Raw genomic sequence first — 22130 nt, forward strand, 5'->3', positions numbered from 1 at the left:
GGGAAAGAAGGTTGACGAATTGAGCGGTAAAGTTGTGAAGGTATCCGGTCCGCTGGTGGTGGCCACGGGCCTGTCGGACGCCAATATGTCCGACGTGGTCCGTGTAGGTCCCCAGCGTCTGATCGGCGAGATTCTGACCATGAAGGGAGATTCCGCCTCCATTCAGGTCTACGAGGAGACCTCCGGCCTGGGGCCGGGGGCCGAGGTGGTCACCACCGGCGCGCCCATGAGCGTGGAGCTGGGCCCCGGCATGATCGAGGGCATTTATGACGGCATCCAGCGCCCCCTGGAGAAGATTGTGGAGAAGGTGGGCCCCTGCATCACCCGCGGCGTGGAGGTCCCGGCCCTGGACCACGAGAAGAAGTGGGAATTCACCCCGGTGGCCAAGGTGGGCGACAAGCTCACCGGCGGCGACGTGCTGGGCACCGTGCCGGAGACGCCGGTGGTGCTCCACAAGATCATGGTGCCTCCCAGGGTCAGCGGCACCGTCACCGGCATCGCCCCGGCGGGCCGGTACACGGTGCTGGATACCATTGCCACCCTCACCACCGAGGACGGGAAGGAGATCCCCCTGACCATGGCCCAGAAGTGGCCGGTCCGTGTGGGCCGCCCCTATCAGCACAAGTATCCCCCCACGAAGCCCCTGTGCTCCGGCCAGCGGGTCATTGACACCATGTTCCCCATCGCCAAGGGCGGCACCGCCGCCGTGCCCGGCCCCTTCGGCTCCGGCAAGACGGTGGTGCAGCACCAGCTGGCCAAGTGGTCCGACGTGGACATTGTGGTCTACATCGGCTGCGGCGAGCGGGGCAACGAGATGACCGACGTGCTGCGGGAGTTCCCGGAGCTGAAGGACCCCCGCACCGGTGAGTCGCTGATGAAGCGGACGGTGCTGATTGCCAACACCTCCGATATGCCCGTGGCGGCCCGTGAGGCGTCGGTGTACACCGGCATCACCATCGCCGAGTATTTCCGGGACATGGGCTATGACGTGGCCGTCATCGCCGACTCCACCTCCCGCTGGGCCGAGGCCCTCCGTGAGATGTCCGGCCGTCTGGAGGAGATGCCCGGCGAGGAGGGCTATCCCGCGTACCTGGCCTCCCGTCTGGCCCAGTTCTACGAGCGGGCCGGCAGCGTGGAGTGCATCGGCTCCGAGGAGCGCCGGGGCAGCCTCACCGCCGTGGGCGCCGTGTCGCCTCCCGGCGGCGACCTCAGCGAGCCGGTGGCGCAGGCCACCATGCGCATCGTGAAGGTGTTCTGGGCGCTGGACGCGTCCCTGGCCTACAAGCGGCATTTCCCGGCCATCAACTGGCTGAACTCCTACTCCCTGTATCTGGATTCCCTGAAGCCCTGGTTTGACGAGAACTTCGGCCCGGCCTTCATGCAGAACCGGGCCCAGGCCATGAGCCTGCTGCAGAGCGAGGCCAGCCTCAATGAGATCGTCCAGCTGGTGGGCAAGGACGCCCTGTCTCCCGCCGACCAGCTGACGCTGGAGACGGCCCGCATGGTCCGGGAGGACTTTTTGCAGCAGAACGCCTTCATGGACGTGGACAGCTTCTCCGAGTATGACAGGCAGGCCCGCCTGCTGGCCATGATCCTGGAGTATGACCGGCTGTGCCGGGACGCCATCGCCAAGGGCGCGCCGGTGATGCAGCTGTTTGACATCCCCGCCCGGGAGAGCATCGGCCGCGCCAAGAGCGTGCCTGCCGATGAGTACCAGGCGGTGTATGAGACCATCCGTCAGGAGATGGCGGCCCAGATCGAGGCTGTGGCCGCGCAGGGAGGTGACCAGGCATGATCCGTGAATACAAAACCGTGGAGGAGATCGTCAGCCCCCTGATGATGGTCAGGGACGTGGAGGGCGTCACCTACGACGAGCTGGTGGAAGTCCAGCTCCACGACGGCTCCGTCCGCCGGGGCAAGGTGCTGGAGGTCAACGGCGACACCGCCGTGGTGCAGCTGTTTGAGTCTGCCGCCGGCATCAACCTGGCCAACGCCAGGGTCCGCTTCCTGGGTCACCCGCTGCAGCTGGGCGTGTCCGCCGATATGCTGGGCCGGGTGTTCAACGGCATGGGCGAGCCCATCGACGGCGGCCCGGAGATCATCCCGGAGGAATACCGGGACATCAACGGCCTGCCCATGAACCCCGCCGCCCGGGACTATCCCAACGAGTTCATCCAGACCGGCGTATCCACCATTGACGGCCTGAATACCCTGGTCCGGGGCCAGAAGCTGCCGATTTTCTCCGGCTCCGGCCTGCCCCACGCCAACCTGGCGGCCCAGATCGCCCGTCAGGCCCGGGTGCTGGGAGATGACGCCTCCAACTTCGCCGTGGTGTTTGCCGCCATCGGCATCACCTTCGAGGAGTCGGAGTTCTTCGTCAGTGAGTTCCGCCGCACCGGCGCCATCGACCGGACGGTGCTGTTCTCCAACCTGGCCAATGACCCGGCGGTGGAGCGCATCTCCACCCCCCGCATGGCCCTGACCGCTGCCGAGTATCTGGCCTTCGAGAAGGGCATGCACGTGCTGGTCATCATGACCGACATCACCAACTACGCCGAGGCCCTGCGGGAGGTCTCCGCCGCCAAGAAGGAGGTCCCCGGCCGCCGCGGCTTCCCCGGCTACCTGTACACCGACCTTGCCACCATGTACGAGCGGGCGGGCCGCCGTCTGGGCAGCCCCGGCTCCATCACCATGATCCCCATCCTCACCATGCCCGAGGACGACAAGACCCACCCCATCCCCGACCTGACGGGCTATATCACCGAGGGCCAGATCATCCTGTCCCGGGAGCTGTACCGCAAGGGCATCCATCCCCCGGTGGACGTGCTGCCCTCCCTGTCCCGTCTGAAGGACAAGGGCATCGGCGCCGGCAAAACCCGGGAGGACCACGCCAACACCATGAACCAGCTGGTCGCCGCCTACTCCACCGGCAAGGACAACAAGGAGCTGATGAGCATTCTGGGCGAGGCCGCCCTGACGCCCACGGACCTGCTGTACGCCAAATTCGCCGATGAGTTTGAGAAGCGTTACGTCAACCAGGGCTACGAGGAGAACCGCTCCATTGAGGAGACGCTGGACCTGGGCTGGGAGCTGCTGAGCATTCTGCCCAGGGCGGAACTGAAGCGCATCAAGCCGGAGTATATCGACAAGTACCTGCCTAAGAAAGACCAGCAGAAGTAAGGAGGGGGGAAACCATGGCGAATATCACGGTGAACCCCACCCGCATGGAGCTGACCCGCCTGAAAGGCAAGCTGCGCACCGCCCAGCGGGGCCACAAGCTGCTGAAGGACAAGCGGGACGAGCTGATGAAGCAGTTCCTGGACACGGTGCGGGAGGTGAAAAGCCTCCGGGCCGAGGTGGAGGAGGAGCTGATGACCGTTCACGCCTCCTTTACCGTGGCCTCCGCCCTCATGTCCGCCCAGGCCATGGAGCAGGCGCTGATGTACCCCAAGCAGAGCGTGGAGCTGACCATGCAGTATAAGAACATCATGTCGGTGAACGTGCCGGTGTACGATTTCAGGACCCGCACCGGCTCCGACAGCGACATCTATCCCTACGGCTTCGCCGCCACCTCCGGAGAGCTGGACACGGCGGTGGATGCCCTGGGCAAGGTGTTCCGGAAGATGCTGAAGCTGGCGGAGGTGGAAAAGTCCGCCCAGCTGATGGCGGAGGAAATCGAAAAGACCCGCCGCCGGGTCAATGCGCTGGAGTATGTGATGATCCCCAATACCCAGGAGACCATCCGCTATATCTCCATGAAGCTGGACGAGAATGACCGCGCCACCACCACCCGGCTGATGAAGGTGAAGGACATGCTGCTGAAGGATGCCCTGGAGGAGAAGCGGGCGGAGACCGCCCGGGCCGTGGAGACCTTCGGCCACGGCGAACCGCCTCAGTCCACCTGACCGGCTGTCAACAAAAACCGCCGCCGCACTTTTTTGCGCGGCGGCGGTTTTCTGCCTGCGGCCTTTCCTGCAGGCCCTGTGTTCGTGCGTAGGGAGATTCGGAAATGACGGGTTGTATCCCCCGGTCGGTTTGTGCTATGATGGTGCCATTGGAAACAAGGAGGAATGGACCATGGTATCATTGGCACAGCGCATGGAACAGCTGCGCACGGAGCGGAATCTCAGCCGCCCGGCGCTGGCGGCGGCTCTGGGGTTCCCCAGAATGGCCGTCGAAAAGTTTGAAACGGGCCGGCAGACGCCTACCCAGGACCAGCAGAAGAAGATCGCCGACTATTTCGGCGTGTCCCTGCCCTATCTGCGGGGAGAAAATGACGATCCCACCCGGATGGACGACTGGATGGACGGCGCGCTTCTGGACGTGACGCCTGCCGCGCCCGCCCCCGCCCCCAGGCGGGAGGCGAGGGCCGCCGAAGCGGAGCCCGGCGAGGGCGCAGTGTTTGACGCCTTCATCAACAGCAAAAAGTTCCGGGAGGTGCTGCGGGCTGCCGTGCTGGAGACGCTGCAGTCCCCCGAGGGCCAGGAGCTGCTGGGTAAGGCCATCCGCAGGGAGCTGAACAAGATGTAAATACGCGGAAAAATTCCCCGGCGGAAACACAATTCCGCCGGGGAATTCTTGGCTCTTCGGGGCGCGGATCAGTCGATCTGGATGCCGTTGATGTCGAAGGCGCGGACGATGTGCAGGTGCATGGCGGACCGTGCGCCCTCCGCGTTGCCCTGCTCCAGGAAGCGGACGATCTGCCGGTGATCCTGCAGGGAGTGGTACACCAGATCGGTTCCGCGGTCGAACTCGGAGATGGTGTCAGCCAGGGCTTTGTTGATGACCGGCGTCAGCACCGTCATGAATTCGTTGTGGCTGGCCAGCGCGATGGCGTTGTGGAAGTTCTGCTCGTGCTCGTCCCGGCTCTGCCCGGCGGCCACCACGTCCTCGATTTTCGTGGCCAGCTCCCGGATGGACTGCAGCTCCTCGGGGGCGGCCCGCTTGGCGGCGTAATAGGCGGCGGTGGGTTCAAACATCAGCCGCACCTCCAGCTGGTCCCGCCGGCTGATGGCCATGTTTCCCAGCCGGCTCAGGGTCTCGCCGGAGGGAAGGGCGCCGCTGGAGGTGACAAAGGTGCCCCGCCCCCGCTGAATCTCCACAAATCCCCGGGTGCAGAGAATGCGGATGGCTTCCCGCAGTGTCACCCGGCTGATCTGCAGCTCCTGGGCCAGTTCCAGTTCGTTGGGCAGCTTGTCTCCCGCCTGAAAGCGCTTTTGCACAAGGATCATGTCCATGATCCGGTTTGCCGCCTGTTCGGACAGAGAAAAAGTTGTAGCAGCCATAAGCCCTCCTATGTAAGTTGCTTTCTGAAAGACATCTTACAACACTTATTTCGAAAAAGCAATCGTCTTTTTCTACTGCCTTACGAAACTGAAAAAGCGTCTAAAAAAATAGGGAAAAATTAGATGTTCTAACAAAAATGGAAGATGTGTTTATTTGAGAATTGACTTTTCTGGGGAGAGTGACTAATATAGGAGGCAGAGAAAGACATAAGACAACTTGAGTGTTTTCGGTTTTTGAGTTGTCTGATGGGCGGGAGAGAGGTTGAAGCATGGGAGAAGCGCTGCGGGTGACACTGGTGGTCAATGCGGGGCTTCTTTTGGAGTACCGGGGCGTGACGCTGCTGATGGACGGCATTTACGGCACGGAGGGCCATCCCTTCAGCAACCTGACACCGGAGCTGTGGCAGCAGATGCTGGAGGGCACCGGCCGCTTCCGGAAGATTGACTACCTGCTGTTCACTCACCACCACCCGGACCACTTTTCCCCGGCCATGACCCTGGAGTTTCTGCAGCGCCGGCCGGTGAAGGGCGTGTTCAAGCCGGCGGCGGAAGGGGAGAGCCGGCTGGACAGCTGGATGCTGGAGCACCGGATTCCCTGTGTGTCGCTGTCCCGGGAGACGGACCGGGCCGCCTACCGCATCGAGCCTCATATCACCGTGCGGGCCTTCGCCACCCGCCATCTGGACAAGAAGTACTACGGAGTTCCGCATTTTTGTTATCTCATTGATTTTGACGATAAGCAGGTGCTCTTTACCGTGGACACGGACTATACCAGCGAGACGTTCCCGGCGCTCTCCGGAAAGAACCTGCGGGCAGCATTTGTCAACCCGCTGTTTTTCCATGTGCTGGACCGGCCCAAATTCTTCTCCGGCCGGCTGGACGCGGAGGAGATCTGCGTGTACCACGTGCCCTTCGCCGAAGACGATTCCATGGGCATGCGCCGGATCCTGTTCCGGGATCTGGAGCAGTGGCCGAAAGGCGGGCAGCAGGCGCGGGCGCTGACGGAGCCATTCCAGCAGCTGCTGCTCTGATGTGTTTGTTCCCGACGGTTTCCGCCGGACAATGATAGAGTTGTACAATATTTATAATAAGGAGGCAAAAGCAATGATGAACGATACGATGGAGACTGCGGTCGGCGGCCTGAGCCGTATTCTGGCTGTCCGGCTGAAGCCCGGTACCGACGTTCTGCTGGGCCTGGAGGAGGCCTGCAAGGCCAACGGAATCAACAACGGTGTGATTATCAGCGCCATCGGCAGCCTGAAAGACCCCCACTTCTGCAACCCCGTGGAGATGGACAACAAGGCCGGCTACGGCTACGGCGAAACGCTGCACCTCACCGGTCCCCTTGAGCTGACCAGCGCGGCCGGCATCATCTGCCACGATGAGGAAGGAAACACCAACCTGCATGTTCACATGACGGTCACCGACCGCCACGGCAACGCCCATGGCGGCCACCTGGTGGAGGGCACCAAGGTGCTGCTGACGGTGGACGTGATTATCGGCGAGATTTCCGGTCTTGTCATGGGCCGGAAGTTCTATGACGATCTGGGATATGCCCTGTTTGCCCCTCGGCAGGCGTAAGGACTTCAGATATACCCCAAATAAACCCTTAATTTTACAGAAAGGCGTGAAAACTTTGGCTAACAAGAAGAAGACTGAGAAGTACTCCAAGGAAATGCTGCTGGATTTCTACCGCACAATGTGCAGAATCCGTTCCTTTGAGGAGCACGCGGCTGAATGCTTTACCAAGGGCATGCTGGCCGGCAACATCCATCTGAGCATCGGACAGGAGGCCGCTGAGGCCGGTGCCTTCGCCACCATTCAGCCCCAGGACTATTTTACCTCCACCCACCGCGGCCACGGCCACGTCATCGCCCGCGGCGGCGATCCCAAGCTGGCCATGGCCGAGCTGTTCGGCAAGCGCACCGGCTACTGCAAGGGCAAGGGCGGTTCCATGCACATTGCCGATATGGCCAAGATGAACCATCTGGGCGCCAACGGCATCGTGGGCGCCGGCCAGTGCATCTCCGCCGGCTCCGCCCTGGCTTCCAAGATCATGGGTGACAACTCCGTCACCGTGGGCTGCTTCGGTGACGGCTCCACCAACGAGGGCACGTTCCACGAGTCCCTGAACATGGCCGCCGCCTGGAAGCTGCCCATGGTCTGGTTCATCGAGAACAACTGCTACGGCGTGTCCACCGAGATTCACCGCGTTACCAACACCCCCGACCTGGCCACCCGCGCCGCCGCCTATGACGTTCCCTACGCCGTGGTGGACGGCACCGATCCCGTTGCCGTTTACGAGGTTATGACCGCTGCTATGGACCACGCCCGCAGCGGCAAGGGTCCCTATGTGGTGGAGGCCAAGGTCTATCGTTATCAGGGCCACTACTGCGGCGACCCCGCCGTGTATCGTCCCGCCAAGTACATGGAGGACGCTCTGGCCAACGACGGCATTGAGAAGCTGGGCAAGAAGCTGATGGACATGGGCGTGAAGCAGGAGGAACTGGACGAGATCAAGGCCGCCGCCACCGCTGAGATGGACGAGGCTGTGAAGTTCGCTGACGAGTCTCCCTATCCCGATCCCTCCGAGGTCACTGACGACATGTATACTGCCGATAACGAAAGGTGTGTGGCAAGATGAGCAAGAAGATTACCGTGAGCAAGGCCATTCGTGAGGGCCTGCTGGAAGAGATGCGCCGTGATGACAAGATGTTCATCATGGGCGAGGATATGGCCGTGATGGGCAACGTGTTTGCCGTGACCCAGGGCTTCCTGGACGAGTTCGGCCCCCTGCGCGTCATTGATACCCCCATTTCCGAAGAGGGCTTCTGCGGCATGGCCGTGGGTGCGGCCATGCGCGGCATGCATCCCTGCATTGAGCTGATGTACAACGACTTCATCACCGTCTGCGCCGACCCCATCTTCAACCAGGCGGCCAAGCTGAAGTACATGTCCGGCGGCCAGTGCTCCATCCCCATGGTGCTGCGGATGCCCATGGGCTCCGGCCGCCGCAACGCCGGCCAGCACTCCCAGTCCCTGGAGGCTCTGGCCTGCCACTTCCCCGGCCTGAAGGTGGTTGCTCCCTGCTCCGCCGCCGACGCCAAGGGCCTGATCAAGTCCGCCATGCGGGATCCCGATCCCGTGGTGGTGTTTGAGCACAAGCTGCTGTACGCCAAGAAGGAAGAGATTCCCGAGGACGAGGATTATCTGGTGCCCATCGGCAAGGCCGACGTCAAGCGGGAGGGCAAGGACCTGACCATCATCACCTGGAGCCGCGAGGTCAACTTCGCCCTGGAAGCCGCCGAGAAGCTGGCCGCCGAGGGCATTGATGTGGAAGTCCTGGACCTGCGGACCCTGGTGCCCATCGACTGGGAAGCCATCAAGGCCTCCGTCTCCAAGACCCACAACGTCATCGTGGTGTCCGAGGAAGTCAAGCGCGGCAGCTATGCCGGCGAGATTTCCGCCCAGATCGCCGAGGAGCTGTTCGACGAGCTGGATGCTCCCGTGGAGCGTGTCTGCGGCCTGAACATCGTCTCTCCCTTCAGCCCCGTGCTGGAGGACAAGAACTTCCCCCATCCCGATGACATCGCTGCGGCCGTCAAGCGCGTGCTGAACAAGTGAGGAGGGAAAAACATGGCTTATGAAGTTGTGATGCCCCAGCTGGGTCTGACCATGGAGGAGGGTACTGTCTCCTCCTGGATCAAGCATGAGGGCGATGCTGTGAAGGTCGGCGACGTGATCGCCGAGATCACCACCGACAAGCTGACCAACGAGCTGGTCAGCGAGTATGAGGGTACTCTGCTGAAGATTGTGGCCCAGGAGGGCGAGGACATCCCCGTCAAGGGCCTGCTGGCTTACATTGGCCAGCCCGGCGAGGCTGTGGGCGGTGCCGCCCCCGCCGCTGCCGCTCCCGCGCCTGCCGCGGAGGCTGCTCCTGCCGCTCCCGCCGCCGCTCCCGCTCCCGCGGCTGCCGCCAACGGCGCCCGCATCCGCATCTCCCCCCTGGCCCGCAAGACCGCGGCCAAGCTGGGCGTGGATTACACCAACATCGTGGGCACCGGCACCGCCGGCCGCATCCGTCAGGCCGACATTCTGGCTGCCGCTGAGGCCCAGAAGAACGCTCCCGCTCCCGTTGTGGAGGCTGCTCCCGCTCCTGCCGCTGCGCCCGCTCCCAAGGCCGCTCCCAAGGCCGGCCTGGATCTGATGGAAGGCGACACCGTGGTGAAGCTGTCCGGTATGCGCAAGGTGGTGGCCGAGCGGATGCTGGCCTCCCACACCGAGATCCCGCCCGTCACCCAGAACATCAAGGTGGATGTCACCGAGCTGATGAAGTTCCGCAAGACTCTGCTGGCCATGACCGGCAAGAAGTATTCCGTCAATGATCTGGTGCTGAAGGCTCTGGCTGTCTGCCTGCGGAGCCATCCCGAGATTCTGGTGAGCTTCGACGAGGCCAACCATCAGATCATCCAGCGCGCCCATGTCAACATCGGCATGGCCGTGGCTCTGGACTCCGGCCTGATCACTCCCGTTATCCGCGACGCCGATAAGATGGGTCTGGATACCCTGGCCGCTACCGCCAAGGATCTGGCCACCCGTGCCAAGGAGAACAAGCTGAAGCCCGAGGAGTACAAGGGCAACACCATCACCGTGTCCAACCTGGGCATGTTCGGCATTGAGACCTTCACTCCCATCATCAACCAGCCTGACTCTGTCATCGTGGGCGTCTGCGCCATCGAGGACGAGCTGGCTCTGGACGATGCGGGCAACGTGGTGAAGAAGCAGGTCATGCGTCTGTCTGTGACGCTGGATCACCGCACCCTGGACGGCGCCGTGGTGGCCAAGTTCCAGATGGATCTGCGGGATCTGCTGCAGAACCCCATGAGCATCCTGCTGTAAGGGGAGGAAACGACCAATGGCTTATGAACTGAAAATGCCCCAGCTGGGCCTGACCATGGAGGAGGGTACCGTCTCCAAGTGGGTGAAGCATGAGGGTGATGAAGTGAAGGTCGGCGACGTGCTGGTGGAGATCACCACCGACAAGCTGACCAACGAGGTAGTCAGCGAAGTGGAGGGCACGATGCTGAAGATCGTGGCCCAGGAGGACGAGGATGTGCCTGTGAAGGGCACCCTGGCCTGGATCGGCAAGCCCGGCGAGGCCATCGGCGGCGCCGCTCCCGCGCCTGCCGCAGCACCTGCCGTTCCCTTTGCGCCTGCGGCTCCCGCCGCTCCCGCCAAGCCTGCCGGTGACACCAGCGTCATCGTCATCGGCGGCGGCCCCGGCGGCTATGTGGCCGCCATCCGCGCCGCTCAGCTGGGCGCCAAGGTGACCCTCATCGAGAAGGAGCACCTGGGCGGCACCTGCCTGAACATCGGCTGCATCCCCACCAAGTGCCTGCTCCACAGCGCCGAGCTGGTGGAGGACATCAGAAACCAGGGCAAGGACATCGGTGTGGAAGTCAGCGGCGTCACCGTCAACTTCCCCCAGGTCATCGCCCATAAGAATGACATCTCCAAGAAGCTGACCGGCGGCGTGGCCGGCCTGCTGAAGATGAACAAGGTGAAGAAGATCGACGGCGAGGCTTCCTTCACCGCTCCCAAGACCCTGGAGGTGAAGAAGGCTGACGGCACCAAAGAGACCATGACCGCCGACGCCATCATCGTGGCCACCGGCTCCGTCAATGCCCAGCCTCCCATCCCCGGTCTGAAGGAGAACCCCAACTGCATCGATTCCACCGGCGCCCTGAGCCTGGAGAAGCTGCCCAAGAGCATGGTGGTTATCGGCGGCGGCGTCATCGGCCTGGAGCTGGCCTGCGCTTACGCGGCCTTCGGCACCAAGATCACCGTGGTGGAAGCCATGGACCACATGCTGCCCATGCTGGACGGCGACCTCACCAAGATCGGCGTGGCCCACATGAAGAAGATGGGCATGGAGTTCAACCTGGAGTGCCCCGTGCAGTCCGTGGAACCCTCTCCCGTGGGCGCCAAGGTGGTCTGCAAGAACAAGGCCGGCGAGACCGTCAGCTTTGAGGCGGAGAAGGTGCTGGTGGCCATCGGCCGCCGTGCCAACACCGCTTCCCTGAACCTGGAGGCCGGCAAGCTGGACAACGACCGTGGCCGCATCATCGTCAATGACCGGATGCAGACCTCCGTTCCCGGCGTGTACGCCATCGGCGACTGCGTGTTCGGCCACGCTCAGCTGGCCCACACCGCCTCCGCCATGGGCGAGGTGGCTGCCGAGAACATCATGGGCCAGGATGCGGTGTACGACGAGAAGACCAACCCCACCTGCGTCTACATTGAGCCTGAGGCGGCCTCCGTGGGCCTCACCGAGGAGCAGTGCAAGGCCCAGGGCCTGGAGTACATCGTGGGCAAGTTCCCCATGAGCGCCAACGGCAAGGCCCTGATCCTCAACGGCGGCGAGGGCCTGGTGAAGATCATCGCCGGCAAGGAGTACGGCGAGATCCTGGGCATGCACATCATCGGGCCCCGTGCCACGGATCTGATTGCCGAGGGCGCTCTGGCCATCGGCGAGGAGATGACGCTGGAGGAGATCATCAACACCATCCACTCTCATCCCACCGTTACCGAAACCATGCGGGAGGCTGCCCTGCACGCCCGCAAGCGCGCCATTCATACCGCCAACAAGTAAGTTTCCGCGGCTCCGGCCGCGAACCGTGACCCCCGTGGAAAGACCCGAAGCCGACCCCTTCGGGTCTTTCCACTAAGGGGCTGCCGGCTGGGTGCGTTCCGCCTGTTTTTGTGCAGGCAGGCTGTTCAGAGGCCACGGCGCGGCGCTGAAAAACGGTTCAAAGTACCCATTTTCCCCAAATCGCCCTTTACAACGGCGGGGGAGAAGCGTATGATAGGACAGGATTTGCAGTTTGCGCCGGGGAGGAGCATCAAGGCGGCTATGAGTTCCAAAGCAAAGAAAAACAAAACAGAGATTGAGCGGCAGATGGAGGTCGAGAGCGCCCGGATTTTCGGGAAGCACGTCTCCAAAGAGAAGGCGGTGATCCTGTACGCGGTGACGATGGCCGCCTGCGCCATGCCGATGCTGATGGGCCTGCGGCTGTGGAGCCGCATCCCGGAGATCGTCCCCACGGGACTCATCGGCGCCAACGGGGAGGACGATTCCTTCCCCCGCTGGATGGTGGCCTTCGGCCTCCCGGCGTTCATGTGCCTGATGGATACTGTCGCCCATGGACAGCTGTGGTTCAACCAGAAGCGGATGACGCTGCCGCCCACGCCGGTGCGGCTGCTGGGCCGGTGGGGCTTTCCCATCCTGTCGGTGGTGTTCTGCAGCGGCATGATTCTGGAGGCGGTGGGCATTCCGCTGTCACTGACCTTTGTGACGCCCTGCGTGATGGGACTGGCCCTGCTGATGCTGGGCGCCCACGTGTGGGACTGTCCCCGCGACGCCCGGGTGGCGCTGCGGTTCTCCTTTACTGAGCAAAGTCCGGATGCGTGGAAAACCGTGCATCGTTTTGCCGGGTGGCTGTGGATGGCGGCGGGCCTTGTGGTCCTGGCCGGCGTGATGGCCACCTCCGGCTCCACACCGCTGACGGCGGCGGTGATCCTTCTCTCCCTGGCGGCGCCCATGGCCTACGGCCTGTGCCGGCCCCGGAGGTGAAGCACCTCCCGCGGCGGGAGGCGGCAGAATATTCTTGCGTTCCCTGCGGCCGCGAAACGGCTGATGCCGGGCGGGAAACAGGAAACGCGGCCGTTTTTGCCCGGAGGGAAACCCTCCGGTGAACAGAGCGGTTCCCGGCGTTCCGGCGTGTACAGCAATTGTTTAAAGTGTGCGAAAATGTCCTGAAAGATTGACGATTCGCTGAAATTCGCCGGATTCCGGCAGGGGGAATTGATATTATTTTGCCGCGGTGTTATACTTGTCCACGTGAGCAGAAAATCGTTTTGTTTCTGTGGAGCGGTCAAAACAGGCGTCAGATGTATGAAAATGTGTGAATCTTTCGGGATTATGCAGGTTTGTGCTCCGGCGCTCCGACCGCAATTCGCAAATTAGGAAGGGATTGATTCAATGAAAGCCTACAAAAGGGTAATGGGCATTGTAGCCGGCTTTGAGAAGATCGTCACCAGCGTGATTCTCGTGTTTGTTACGGTGCTGACGTTTACCAACGTGTGTGTTCGTTATCTGACCCCCAACCAGTTCGCCTGGTCGGAGGAGCTGACGATCAACCTGTTCGTCCTGCTGATCATGCTGGGCTGCGGCCTCAGCACCCGCGACGGCAGTCTCATCAGCCTGTCCCTGATTTTTGACCGGCTGGGTGTCGTGGGCAAGAAGGTTTTTGTCATCATCATTACTTTCGCCAACATCACCTTCTGCAGCATCCTGCTGAAGACCGGTATTGACAAAGTGCTGACCCAGATGGCCAACGGCAAGCAGACCCCCTCTCTGCTGCTGCCTGAGTGGATCTTCACTGTTTTCCTGCCCATCGGCGCGGCGTTTATGATCCTGCACACCATTGAGTACTGCATCGACGTGATGACCAACAACGCCGACTGCGTGAAGACGGAAGAGTAAGGGGAGGAGAGAAACACATGATTAACTTTATTCTGTTTGGTTCCTTCTTCCTGATGCTGCTGCTGAACATCCCCATCGCGGTGAGCCTGGGCATGTCCTCCATCTTCGCAATGGCGTTCTCCGGAGACAAGTTCTCCATCATCCCCACCAACGTGTACAACGGCATGGCGAAGTTCCTGCTGCTGGCCATCCCGTTCTTCGTGCTGTCCGGCAACATCATGGCCAAGGCCGGCATTTCCACCCGTCTGGTGGAATTCATCGATGACTGCATCGGCCACCGCAGAGGCGGCATCGCTATCGTCTGCGTGGTGGTGGCCTGCTTCTTCGGCGCCATCTCCGGCTCCGGCCCGGCTACCGTGGCCGCGCTGGGCATCATCCTGATCCCTGCCATGATCAACCGCGGCGGCTTCTCCGCACCCTTCGCCTCCGCCCTGATGGCCACTGCTTCCTCCATCGCCATCGTCATCCCGCCCTCCATTGCCTTCGTGGTGTACGCCTCCATCACCGGCGTCTCCGTGGGCGACATGTTCATGGGCGGCATTCTCCCCGGCATCATGATGGGCCTGGCTCTGGTGGTTGTCATCATGATCGAGGTCCGCCGCAAGGGCCTGCAGGCCTCCCGTGAGAAGGCTCCCTGGAGCAAGCGCTGGAAGTCCTTCCGCACCGCCTTCTGGGGCTTCCTGGTGCCCGTCATCATCCTGGGCGGCATCTACGGCGGTATCTTCACTCCCACCGAGGCCGCCGCTGTCTCCGTGGTGTACGCCCTGATTGTGGGCCTGTTCATCTATCGCGAGATGAAGCTGAAGGATGTCTATGACCTGCTGGTGGATTCCACCAAGACCACCGGCGGCATCATGATCATCATCGGCGCTGCCACCCTGTTCTCCTACATCTGCACCGTCCACGGCATTTCCAAGGCCGCCCAGACGCTGCTGCTGACCATCGCGGGCAACAAGATCGTGTTCCTGCTGATTGTCAACGTCATCTTCCTGATCGCCGGCTGCTTCGTGGACGCCAACTCCGCCATGTACATCTTCATCCCCATCATGTACCCCGTGGCGACTCAGCTTGGTATCGACCCCATCCACTTCGGCGTCCTGTCCACTGTGAACCTCGCCATCGGCCAGGTGACTCCTCCCGTGGGCGTCAACCTGTTCGTGGCCATCGGTGTGTCCGGCAAGCTGGGTGAGGTCCGCGACAAGACCAGAGTCACCATCGAGACCATTTCCAAGGCCGTGTGGCCCATGATTCTGGCCTGCGTCATCACCCTGATGGTCGTCACCTACGTGCCCTTCTTCTCCACCTGCCTGCTGGGCTGAGAACCCCTTTCGATCTGCTGTCACGGAAGTGATTTCAGATAAACGCAACTAAAATTTTAAGGAGGAAAACCCATGAAAAAGTTTCTTGCAATGGCTCTGGCTCTGACCATGGCTCTGTCCCTGGCCGCCTGCGGCGGTTCCGGCAGCTCCAGCGGCAGCGCCGCTCCCGCTCCCGCCGCCAGCGGCGCCTCCAGCGCTGCTGCCAGCACCGGCACCACCTTCGAGAAGCAGACCTGGAAGTTTGCTTGCTCCGCTACCGAGAACACCTGCTGGGCTGACATGGGCCGTGACTTCGGCCAGATGGTCAGCGACGCTACCGGCGGTGCTGTTACCGTTGAGGTCTACGCTGCCGACCAGCTGACTGCCGGCAACCAGACCGAGGGCATTCAGGGCGCCATCGACGGCACCATTGAGCTGTCCGCTCACTCCAACATCATCTATGCCAACTTTGACCAGCGTCTGAACGTGGTCTCCATGCCCTTCCTGTTCGACTCCTATGATGACGTCGACGCCAAGCTGACCGGCGAGCCCGGTGCCGCTGTGGGCAAGGTCGTTGAGGATCTGGGCCTGCACCTGCTGGGTGTCGGCGAGAACGGCTTCCGTGCCATCACCAACAGCAAGCGTCCCATCGAGTCTCTGGCTGATATGCAGGGCCTGAAGATCCGTGTCGCCGGCTGCAAGGTTCTGAACACCGCTTACGGCATGTGGGGCGCCAACTGGTCCAACGCCAACTGGTCCGAGGTCTACACCGGCCTGCAGACCGGTACTTATGACGGCCAGGAGAACCCCCTGCCCACCGCTGACGGCGCCTCCATCCAGGAAGTCAACAAGTACTGCGCCAACTGGACCGGCATCTATGACTGCATCTTCTTCACCATGAACAAGGATCTGTATGATTCCCTGTCTCCCGAGCTGCAGCAGATCGTCGACGAGTGCGGTGCCAAGGCTGCTGAGAATCAGCGCAAACTGCAGCGCGAGGGCGTTGAGCAGGTTATGAAGAAGTGGACCGACGCCGGCGTCACCATCACCGAGCTGTCTGACGCGGCTGTTGCCGAGTTCAAGGCTGCCACCGAGCCCATGTACACCGATCCCGAGATCGTCAGCCTGCTGACCGAGGATCTGATCAACGCTTTCACTGCCTGAGAATAGCATTTTCGGTTGACCCATTCAAAAAGTTGCGTTGTGGAAACGCACGGTTGCTTTCGGCGGCCGTGCGTTTTCTCTTTTACGTGCGCTTTATCGAATTATCCGGTGGAATTTCCGGGAGAACGTGATATAATAGAACAATCAGACAGATTATACGCCTGCTGCCGCGGGAACATGACCCGGCGCGGGCCCGCCGGAAGGCGTTTGCGGGGAAGGAGCGACTATGCGGAAAACAGCTGTAGCGGAAAGAACGGAGCGGCGGATCTCCGCGGCTGCCAGCATTGCCATGTGCGCGGCTGTGATTCTGGTGCAGATTGCCCTGACACTGCTGCTGAGCCGCTTCCTCCACGATTATGTGGGCTTTATCTACGGAGCGCTGCAGGCGGTGGGCTTTGCGGTGGCCATCTGGATTTACACCCGGCGGGACAGCTGCCCCTCCTACAAGCTCAGCTGGATGTGCCTGCTGCTGGCAGTCCCGGTGGCGGGAATGCTGCTGTTTCTGCTGTGGGGCGGAACCCACCAAGCCAAGACCCTGAGCCTGAAGAAGGTTCCGGAACTGTCTGATAGAGAAGGCGCCCGCCGGAAGAGCGCGGCCAATATCAGCCGCCTGCGGAAGCTGGACCCCGCCTGGGGCCGCCTCAGCACCTACCTGCAGAAACGGAATTTCCTGCTGTACGAGAACACAGACGCCAGATACTTCGGCGACGGCGCCGCCTTTTTCGACGATCTGCTGGACCATATGGCCCGGGCGGAGACGTATATCTTTCTGGAGTACTACATCCTGGCGGAGGGGAAGATCTGGGACCGGATGCTGTCCGTGCTGCGGGAGCGGGCTGAGCGGGGCGTGGAGATCCGGATCATCTTCGATGACTTCGGCAATATCACCCGGCTGTCTGACGAAATGCTCCAGGAGATTCAGCAGGCGGGCATCGAGATTGAAATCTTTAATCCGGTCCATCGTTATGTAAACCGCCTGTATTTCAATTACCGGGACCACCGGAAGATCGCCGTCATCGACGGCTATTTCGCCTATACCGGCGGCATCAACATCGGCGACGAATACGCCAACCTGGTGAACCGCTTCGGCCACTGGAAGGACTCCGCCATCCGGCTGGAAGGGGAGGGGGCCTGGGGCCTGGCCATGCAGTTTATCCGTATGTGGAAGATGATCGGCCGGACTCTGCCCAACGAGGACGACTACTACCGCCCCCGCCATGAGATTCGGGCCAGGGGCTACTGCCAGCCCTTTACCGACGGCCCGCTGAACAACCCGGACAACCCCATTGAGGAGACGTATCTCCAGCTGATCAGCTCCGCCAAACGGATGCTGTACCTCACCACGCCCTATTACGCGGTGGAGGACTCCCTGCAGAAGGCCCTGTGCATCGCCGCGGACTCCGGCGTGGACGTGCGGCTGATGATCCCCGCCGTGCCGGACCACAAGTTCACCTATCTGGTGGCGGAGACCTACTGGGGCCAGCTGCTGGAGCACGGCGTCCGGATTTATAAGTACACCCCCGGCTTCCTCCACGCCAAAAGCGTGATGGTGGACCGGGAGGTGGCCCTGGTGGGCAGCACCAACATGGACTACCGGACCTTCCAGCTCCACTATGAGTGCGCCGTGCTGATGTACTACGCGCCGGTGGTGGAGGAGCTGCTGGAGGACATGGACCATATCATGGGGGAGAGCCGCCCCTACACCCTGCAGGAGTGGAAGAAACGGCCCTGGTACCGGCGGATCTTTGCCTCGGTGCTGAAGCTGTTTGCCATCTGGCTGTGAGAGGAGGACCCCATGCCCAGAGAATTGACACCCTGCCAGATCGCCGAGCGGAGCCTGATCAAAAAGTACCGCAAAAGCCTCTGGAACCCCTTTATCGCCGCCGTGAAGCGGTACGAGCTGATTGCACCCGGCGACCGCATCGCCGTCTGCATCTCCGGCGGCAAGGACTCCATGGTGCTGGCCAAGCTGATGCAGGAGCTGCAGCGCCACACGGACGCCCCCTTTGTGCTGGTGTTTCTGGTGATGGACCCAGGCTACAACCCTGCCAACCGCCAGCTGATTGAGGAGAACGCCCGGCTGCTGGAGATCCCCATCACCGTGTTTGAAAGCGATATTTTCGCTGTTACCACCCAGGTGGACCGGAATCCCTGCTACCTCTGCGCCAAAATGCGCCGGGGATTTCTGTACAGCAAGGCACAGGAGCTGGGGTGCAACAAGATCGCCCTGGGCCACCATATGTCCGACGTCATCGAGACGACGCTGCTGGGCCTGTTTTACGGCGCCCAGCTCCAGTCCATGCCCCCCAAGCTCCACAGCAAGAACTTCCCCGGCATGGAACTGATCCGGCCGCTGTACTGCGTCCACGAGGACAGCATCATCGCCTGGAAGGACTACAATCACCTGCGGTTCCTCCAGTGTGCCTGCCGCTTCACAGAGGCCCGGGAGGCCTCCGGCGACGGAATCGGGGAGAGCAAGCGCCAGGAGATGAAGATGCTGCTGCGGGAGCTGCGGAAAACCAATCCCACCGTGGAAAAGAGCATGTTCGCCGCCATCCATGACGCCCAGATTGACACCTTTGCCGGCTGCAAATTCCGGGGCCGGAGTTACCCGCTGGTGGAGTATTATGACCGGCTGGCAGGCCCGGCGGAGGAGGCGGCTCCGGAGGAAGAAAAAAACGGAAAATCGGCGAAAAATTTTTAAAAACCCTATTGACATTTTCTTTGCTTTCAGTATAATAATATCTGTTCGTTGCAAGAGCGGCGGACAGTATAGCGGGTTTGTGTAAAGGTAGCACAGCAGACTCTGACTCTGTATGTGAGGGTTCGAATCCTTCACCCGCTGCCATAAAAAGTCCTGAAATCCCAAGGGTTTCAGGACTTTTTTCTGCGTTTTGACCCTTACGTTGACCCTTACGAGATTTTTTAACAATCTTTTGGGGCCAGCGCAAAAGCTAACGAAGTCCCTCAATATACCGCTGCATCCGGTTGGCACTGTCCTCTTTCATACGTTCCGAAACATGACCATAGACATCCAGCGTGAAGGCCGCTGTCGCATGCCCCAGATTTCCCTGCACCGTTTTGACATCATCTCCGTTTTGGAGAGACAGGACGGCGTAGGTATGACGAAGATCATGCACCCTGGCATTGGGAGCGCCGACAGATGCTGCCAGCTTCTTGAAGTGATTGTATACGGTCTGGGGATGCAGATGTCCGCCGAACTCATTGGTGAATACAAGAGCGGTCCGCCGCTCTTTTTCATTTTTCCACCCCTGCCATTCCGGGCCGCACTTCAGACGCCACTCTTTCTGACGCTGTTCCCACTCTTTCAGCAGATCCAGCACATAGGGAGCCGGCGCGACAACACGCACCTTATCGTTTTTCAAGGAGGCAAAAACGAATCCACCATCAGCAATCGGGCGCTTTTGCAGCTGTTTGTCAATGGTCAGTCGCCGCTTGGTGAAATCCACGCAGTCCCAGGTCAGGCCCAACGCCTCACCGAGCCGGAGCCCTGTGAATACCACTACTTTGAACAGTGTCCCGAAGCCATCGTCACCTGCGGCGCAGATCATCTTTCGAACCTCTTCATCTGTCAGCGGCTTGATGATCTTCTTTTCTACCCGTGGCAGGATCACCGGCTCTGCGGGATTGCGGCGGATATACTCCAGCTGCACAGCCACGGCCAAACACTTTCGCAGAACACCGTGCACATTGCGAACACTTTTCGGCGTCAAAGGCTTCTCTTTCCCAGTTCCCCGCAGCAATGCATTGTCAAATGCCTGAATCATGTGAGGATTTAACTGTGACAGCGGATAATGTCCCAGGGCAGGGAGAATGTGGGCTTTTACCTGAGCCTTGTAGTGCTTGATAGTAGACCATTTTTTATCACCCATATATTCCGCCAGCCAAATGGTCATCCATTCTTCCAGCGTCATCTGACAGGGCTCTATATAGGTCCCTTCATCGATCTCAACCGTGACCTGCGCGAGCTTTTCCCGGACATCTTTCTGCGTCTTTCCATAAATTGATTTTTGCTTCTGCTTTCCGCTGACGGGATCGAAGCCGATTGTAAATCGTGCTTCCCACCGGCCATCAGAACGCTTGCGGATGGTCCCTGCTCCCTGCGCATTTTTCTTATTGCGCTTCATAATACTCCTTTCCGAGCGTGGGCCAGTCCACCGTGTTTGGGGTGCCTCTATTGTACTCCAAACACGGGGACTGGTCAATTTTTCTCTCACTTAACGCTGCGCTAAGTAGTCCTGTATAGCATCTTTGGGGATGCGCAGCTGACGCCCGATGCGAATGCTGCGGATCTTTCCACAGCGCACCAGCTCATAAGCTGTATTTCTCCCGATGTCGAGAATGAATGTTAAGTCCTCTACCCGAAGGGTCAGAGGGAGTTCATCGTAAGAGCGATATTTAGTGTTCATCCACGGTCTCCTTTCTCACAGAGGCCAGATAGATATTGGTCACATCCGGCCGCTCATGGCCTAATAGACGGGAAACTTCGAAATGGGCATCCAGGGCGCTCTTACCGCTGTCGACCAGCTCCTGGTACTTCTCTGCCGCATAGGTATGGCGGAGCCCATGGAAGGTCATAGGGCGGTCGGAATCCACATCTCGCACTTCGTCCCGGTGCTTCATAATGAAAAATTGCAGATGGTTGATGGCCCGGTCCGTGGGCATATCATCGGGCACCAGCAGCTTATGACCCCGTGGCGTGCGCTCCAGCTGCTTTCGCATGGCGATGGCAATTTTCTCGTTGATGGGGACAGTCCGCACCTTGCCGCCCTTTCCCTTGATGGTGATGGCGTTCTCCCGGAGCGCCCGCTCCGCCGTAGCGGTATCGATGCGAAAGCACTCATGGATACGGAGACCTGCATACCGGGCCAGGTACAGAGCAAGGATGAAGTCATAGCGGTCAATAGCCAGGGCCTTGCCTAGCATCTTGTTGAACTCCGTCATGCTCCAGGTGCGGTCATCCTGTCCAAACCTGCGGCGTTCCAATGCAACGCCCAACTCGTCATTGGAAGGCAGTGTGTACTTGTGATCCATTTTGTCATGGAAAAACCGGATGGCGGCCAGATCAGTTTTGATGGTACTGGCCGATTTACCGGTGTCCTGCAGATAGATCACATAACTGACCAGATGTTTCCCACTAACGTTGGACAGCTTCTGTAGATGGAACTCATCGGCCAGATAGGCACAGAATCGCTTCATTGCCTCATAATAGCGCCGCTTCGTATGAAAGCTGCCTTGCCGATTGTGCCGGAAAATACGATCCAACTGGGATACCAGAGTCTCGTAGATGCCGACTTGTTGAATCTTGATCCTCATATAAAAAGGCTCCTCCTGTGTTCTGAAATGCCCAATGGACGCAGTACACCCGTTGGCACAAACGCCCCGTTTCCAGATAATCTCCGCAGAAACAGGAACCGATCACTTGAGGAAACCTTGCTGTATCAGCACTTAGGAACTCTGTTCCGTTCTCTGTCTCTGTTTATGAAATTATGAAATTGGCTGTTTAGTATCAACGCCGCATAGAGAGGGGAACTCCCTGCCTGGTGAGACTGCGGCGAACACGACCGTTGGGAACGGCTGCGGCATACTGCCACTCGTGTTCTTCGACCTTCCGGTGCAGGTCTGATTTGCTGAGAGAGCTTTGCATAACCGGCCGGACACTCTGACTGCCCGGATACAAAGCCCAGTTGCTGGCACAACTGGATAACACGACAAAAGGACCTCACGCTTTGCCAGAAGCGGGAGTGACCGGCAGTCCAGACCGGTCTGAAATCATTTCCTCTGGTAATAAAAAGCTTCAACATACAAAAACCTCCT

The 22130-nt window shown here is 60.5% G+C and carries 20 protein-coding genes and 1 tRNA gene; 17 read left to right on the top strand and 4 right to left on the bottom strand.

The features are described from left to right. Positions 1 to 19: 19 nt before the first annotated feature. The 4 genes from SOX55_RS02935 to SOX55_RS02950 all read left to right on the top strand — a co-directional run bounded on the left by SOX55_RS02935 (position 20) and on the right by SOX55_RS02950 (position 4530). Entirely contained in the window at positions 20 to 1795 is a 1776-nt protein-coding gene (locus SOX55_RS02935) for a V-type ATP synthase subunit A (protein ID WP_325285940.1), read from the top strand. Further along, entirely contained in the window at positions 1792 to 3180 is a 1389-nt protein-coding gene (locus tag SOX55_RS02940) for a V-type ATP synthase subunit B (RefSeq protein WP_325285941.1), read from the top strand. Before SOX55_RS02935 ends, SOX55_RS02940 begins: the two co-directional genes overlap by 4 nt. A gap of 14 nt (positions 3181 to 3194) precedes the next feature. Next, entirely contained in the window at positions 3195 to 3905 is a 711-nt protein-coding gene (locus tag SOX55_RS02945) for a V-type ATP synthase subunit D (RefSeq protein ID WP_325285942.1), read from the top strand. 172 nt (positions 3906 to 4077) lie between these two features. Beyond that, the gene (locus tag SOX55_RS02950; protein WP_325285943.1) at positions 4078 to 4530 is read left to right on the top strand and encodes a helix-turn-helix domain-containing protein; all 453 of its coding nucleotides are present in this window, start codon (positions 4078 to 4080) and stop codon (positions 4528 to 4530) included. A 68-nt stretch (positions 4531 to 4598) separates the two neighbouring features. Here SOX55_RS02950 and SOX55_RS02955 read toward each other — a convergent pair whose 3' ends face one another. Then, positions 4599 to 5285 (bottom strand): FadR/GntR family transcriptional regulator, encoded by a 687-nt coding sequence (locus SOX55_RS02955; protein WP_325285944.1) that lies wholly within the window; start codon positions 5283 to 5285, stop codon positions 4599 to 4601. 269 nt (positions 5286 to 5554) lie between these two features. Between SOX55_RS02955 and SOX55_RS02960 the strand changes: the two genes are divergently transcribed. The 13 genes from SOX55_RS02960 to SOX55_RS03020 all read left to right on the top strand — a co-directional run bounded on the left by SOX55_RS02960 (position 5555) and on the right by SOX55_RS03020 (position 19140). After that, on the top strand, positions 5555 to 6316 hold the full coding sequence (locus tag SOX55_RS02960; protein ID WP_325285945.1) for an MBL fold metallo-hydrolase: 762 nt from the start codon (positions 5555 to 5557) through the stop codon (positions 6314 to 6316). Between the two features lie 73 nt (positions 6317 to 6389). Beyond that, entirely contained in the window at positions 6390 to 6866 is a 477-nt protein-coding gene (locus SOX55_RS02965; protein WP_325285946.1) for a PPC domain-containing DNA-binding protein, read from the top strand. Between the two features lie 46 nt (positions 6867 to 6912). After that, positions 6913 to 7929 carry a thiamine pyrophosphate-dependent dehydrogenase E1 component subunit alpha gene (locus tag SOX55_RS02970; protein ID WP_325285947.1) on the top strand — a complete coding sequence of 339 codons (1017 nt, stop codon included), beginning with the start codon at positions 6913 to 6915 and terminating at the stop codon, positions 7927 to 7929. Further along, positions 7926 to 8909: an alpha-ketoacid dehydrogenase subunit beta gene (locus SOX55_RS02975; protein ID WP_325285948.1), complete on the top strand. Its 984-nt coding sequence runs from the start codon at positions 7926 to 7928 to the stop codon at positions 8907 to 8909. Before SOX55_RS02970 ends, SOX55_RS02975 begins: the two co-directional genes overlap by 4 nt. A 12-nt stretch (positions 8910 to 8921) precedes the next feature. Then, positions 8922 to 10184 carry a dihydrolipoamide acetyltransferase family protein gene (locus SOX55_RS02980; RefSeq protein ID WP_325285949.1) on the top strand — a complete coding sequence of 421 codons (1263 nt, stop codon included), beginning with the start codon at positions 8922 to 8924 and terminating at the stop codon, positions 10182 to 10184. Between the two features lie 16 nt (positions 10185 to 10200). Beyond that, positions 10201 to 11937 carry a dihydrolipoyl dehydrogenase gene (lpdA, locus tag SOX55_RS02985; protein ID WP_325285950.1) on the top strand — a complete coding sequence of 579 codons (1737 nt, stop codon included), beginning with the start codon at positions 10201 to 10203 and terminating at the stop codon, positions 11935 to 11937. 261 nt (positions 11938 to 12198) lie between these two features. Further along, positions 12199 to 12918, top strand: a complete 720-nt coding sequence (locus tag SOX55_RS02990) for an SdpI family protein (RefSeq protein WP_325285951.1) — start codon at positions 12199 to 12201, stop codon at positions 12916 to 12918. Positions 12919 to 13326: 408 nt separating this feature from the next. Continuing rightward, positions 13327 to 13830, top strand: a complete 504-nt coding sequence (locus SOX55_RS02995; protein ID WP_325285952.1) for a TRAP transporter small permease — start codon at positions 13327 to 13329, stop codon at positions 13828 to 13830. A 17-nt stretch (positions 13831 to 13847) separates the two neighbouring features. Next, positions 13848 to 15149 carry a TRAP transporter large permease gene (locus tag SOX55_RS03000; protein ID WP_325285953.1) on the top strand — a complete coding sequence of 434 codons (1302 nt, stop codon included), beginning with the start codon at positions 13848 to 13850 and terminating at the stop codon, positions 15147 to 15149. A gap of 72 nt (positions 15150 to 15221) precedes the next feature. Continuing rightward, on the top strand, positions 15222 to 16292 hold the full coding sequence (gene dctP, locus SOX55_RS03005) for a TRAP transporter substrate-binding protein DctP (RefSeq protein WP_325285954.1): 1071 nt from the start codon (positions 15222 to 15224) through the stop codon (positions 16290 to 16292). Between the two features lie 226 nt (positions 16293 to 16518). After that, positions 16519 to 18075 carry a cardiolipin synthase gene (gene cls / locus SOX55_RS03010; protein WP_325285955.1) on the top strand — a complete coding sequence of 519 codons (1557 nt, stop codon included), beginning with the start codon at positions 16519 to 16521 and terminating at the stop codon, positions 18073 to 18075. 12 nt (positions 18076 to 18087) lie between these two features. Further along, entirely contained in the window at positions 18088 to 18996 is a 909-nt protein-coding gene (locus SOX55_RS03015; RefSeq protein WP_325285956.1) for a tRNA 2-thiocytidine biosynthesis TtcA family protein, read from the top strand. Between the two features lie 70 nt (positions 18997 to 19066). Next, positions 19067 to 19140 (top strand) — tRNA-Gln (locus tag SOX55_RS03020). A gap of 106 nt (positions 19141 to 19246) precedes the next feature. Here SOX55_RS03020 and SOX55_RS03025 read toward each other — a convergent pair. The 3 genes from SOX55_RS03025 to SOX55_RS03035 form a co-directional block, all read right to left on the bottom strand. Continuing rightward, a complete protein-coding gene (locus SOX55_RS03025; RefSeq protein WP_325285957.1) occupies positions 19247 to 20440 on the bottom strand; it encodes a tyrosine-type recombinase/integrase in 1194 nt (397 codons plus the stop codon). A gap of 90 nt (positions 20441 to 20530) precedes the next feature. Beyond that, on the bottom strand, positions 20531 to 20722 hold the full coding sequence (locus SOX55_RS03030; RefSeq protein WP_325285958.1) for a helix-turn-helix domain-containing protein: 192 nt from the start codon (positions 20720 to 20722) through the stop codon (positions 20531 to 20533). Next, entirely contained in the window at positions 20712 to 21629 is a 918-nt protein-coding gene (locus SOX55_RS03035) for a tyrosine-type recombinase/integrase (RefSeq protein ID WP_325285959.1), read from the bottom strand. Before SOX55_RS03035 ends, SOX55_RS03030 begins: the two co-directional genes overlap by 11 nt. Positions 21630 to 22130 lie beyond the last annotated feature (501 nt).

It is taken from the genome of Dysosmobacter sp. (genome assembly GCF_034093755.1).
GTDB lineage: Bacteria > Bacillota > Clostridia > Oscillospirales > Oscillospiraceae > Oscillibacter.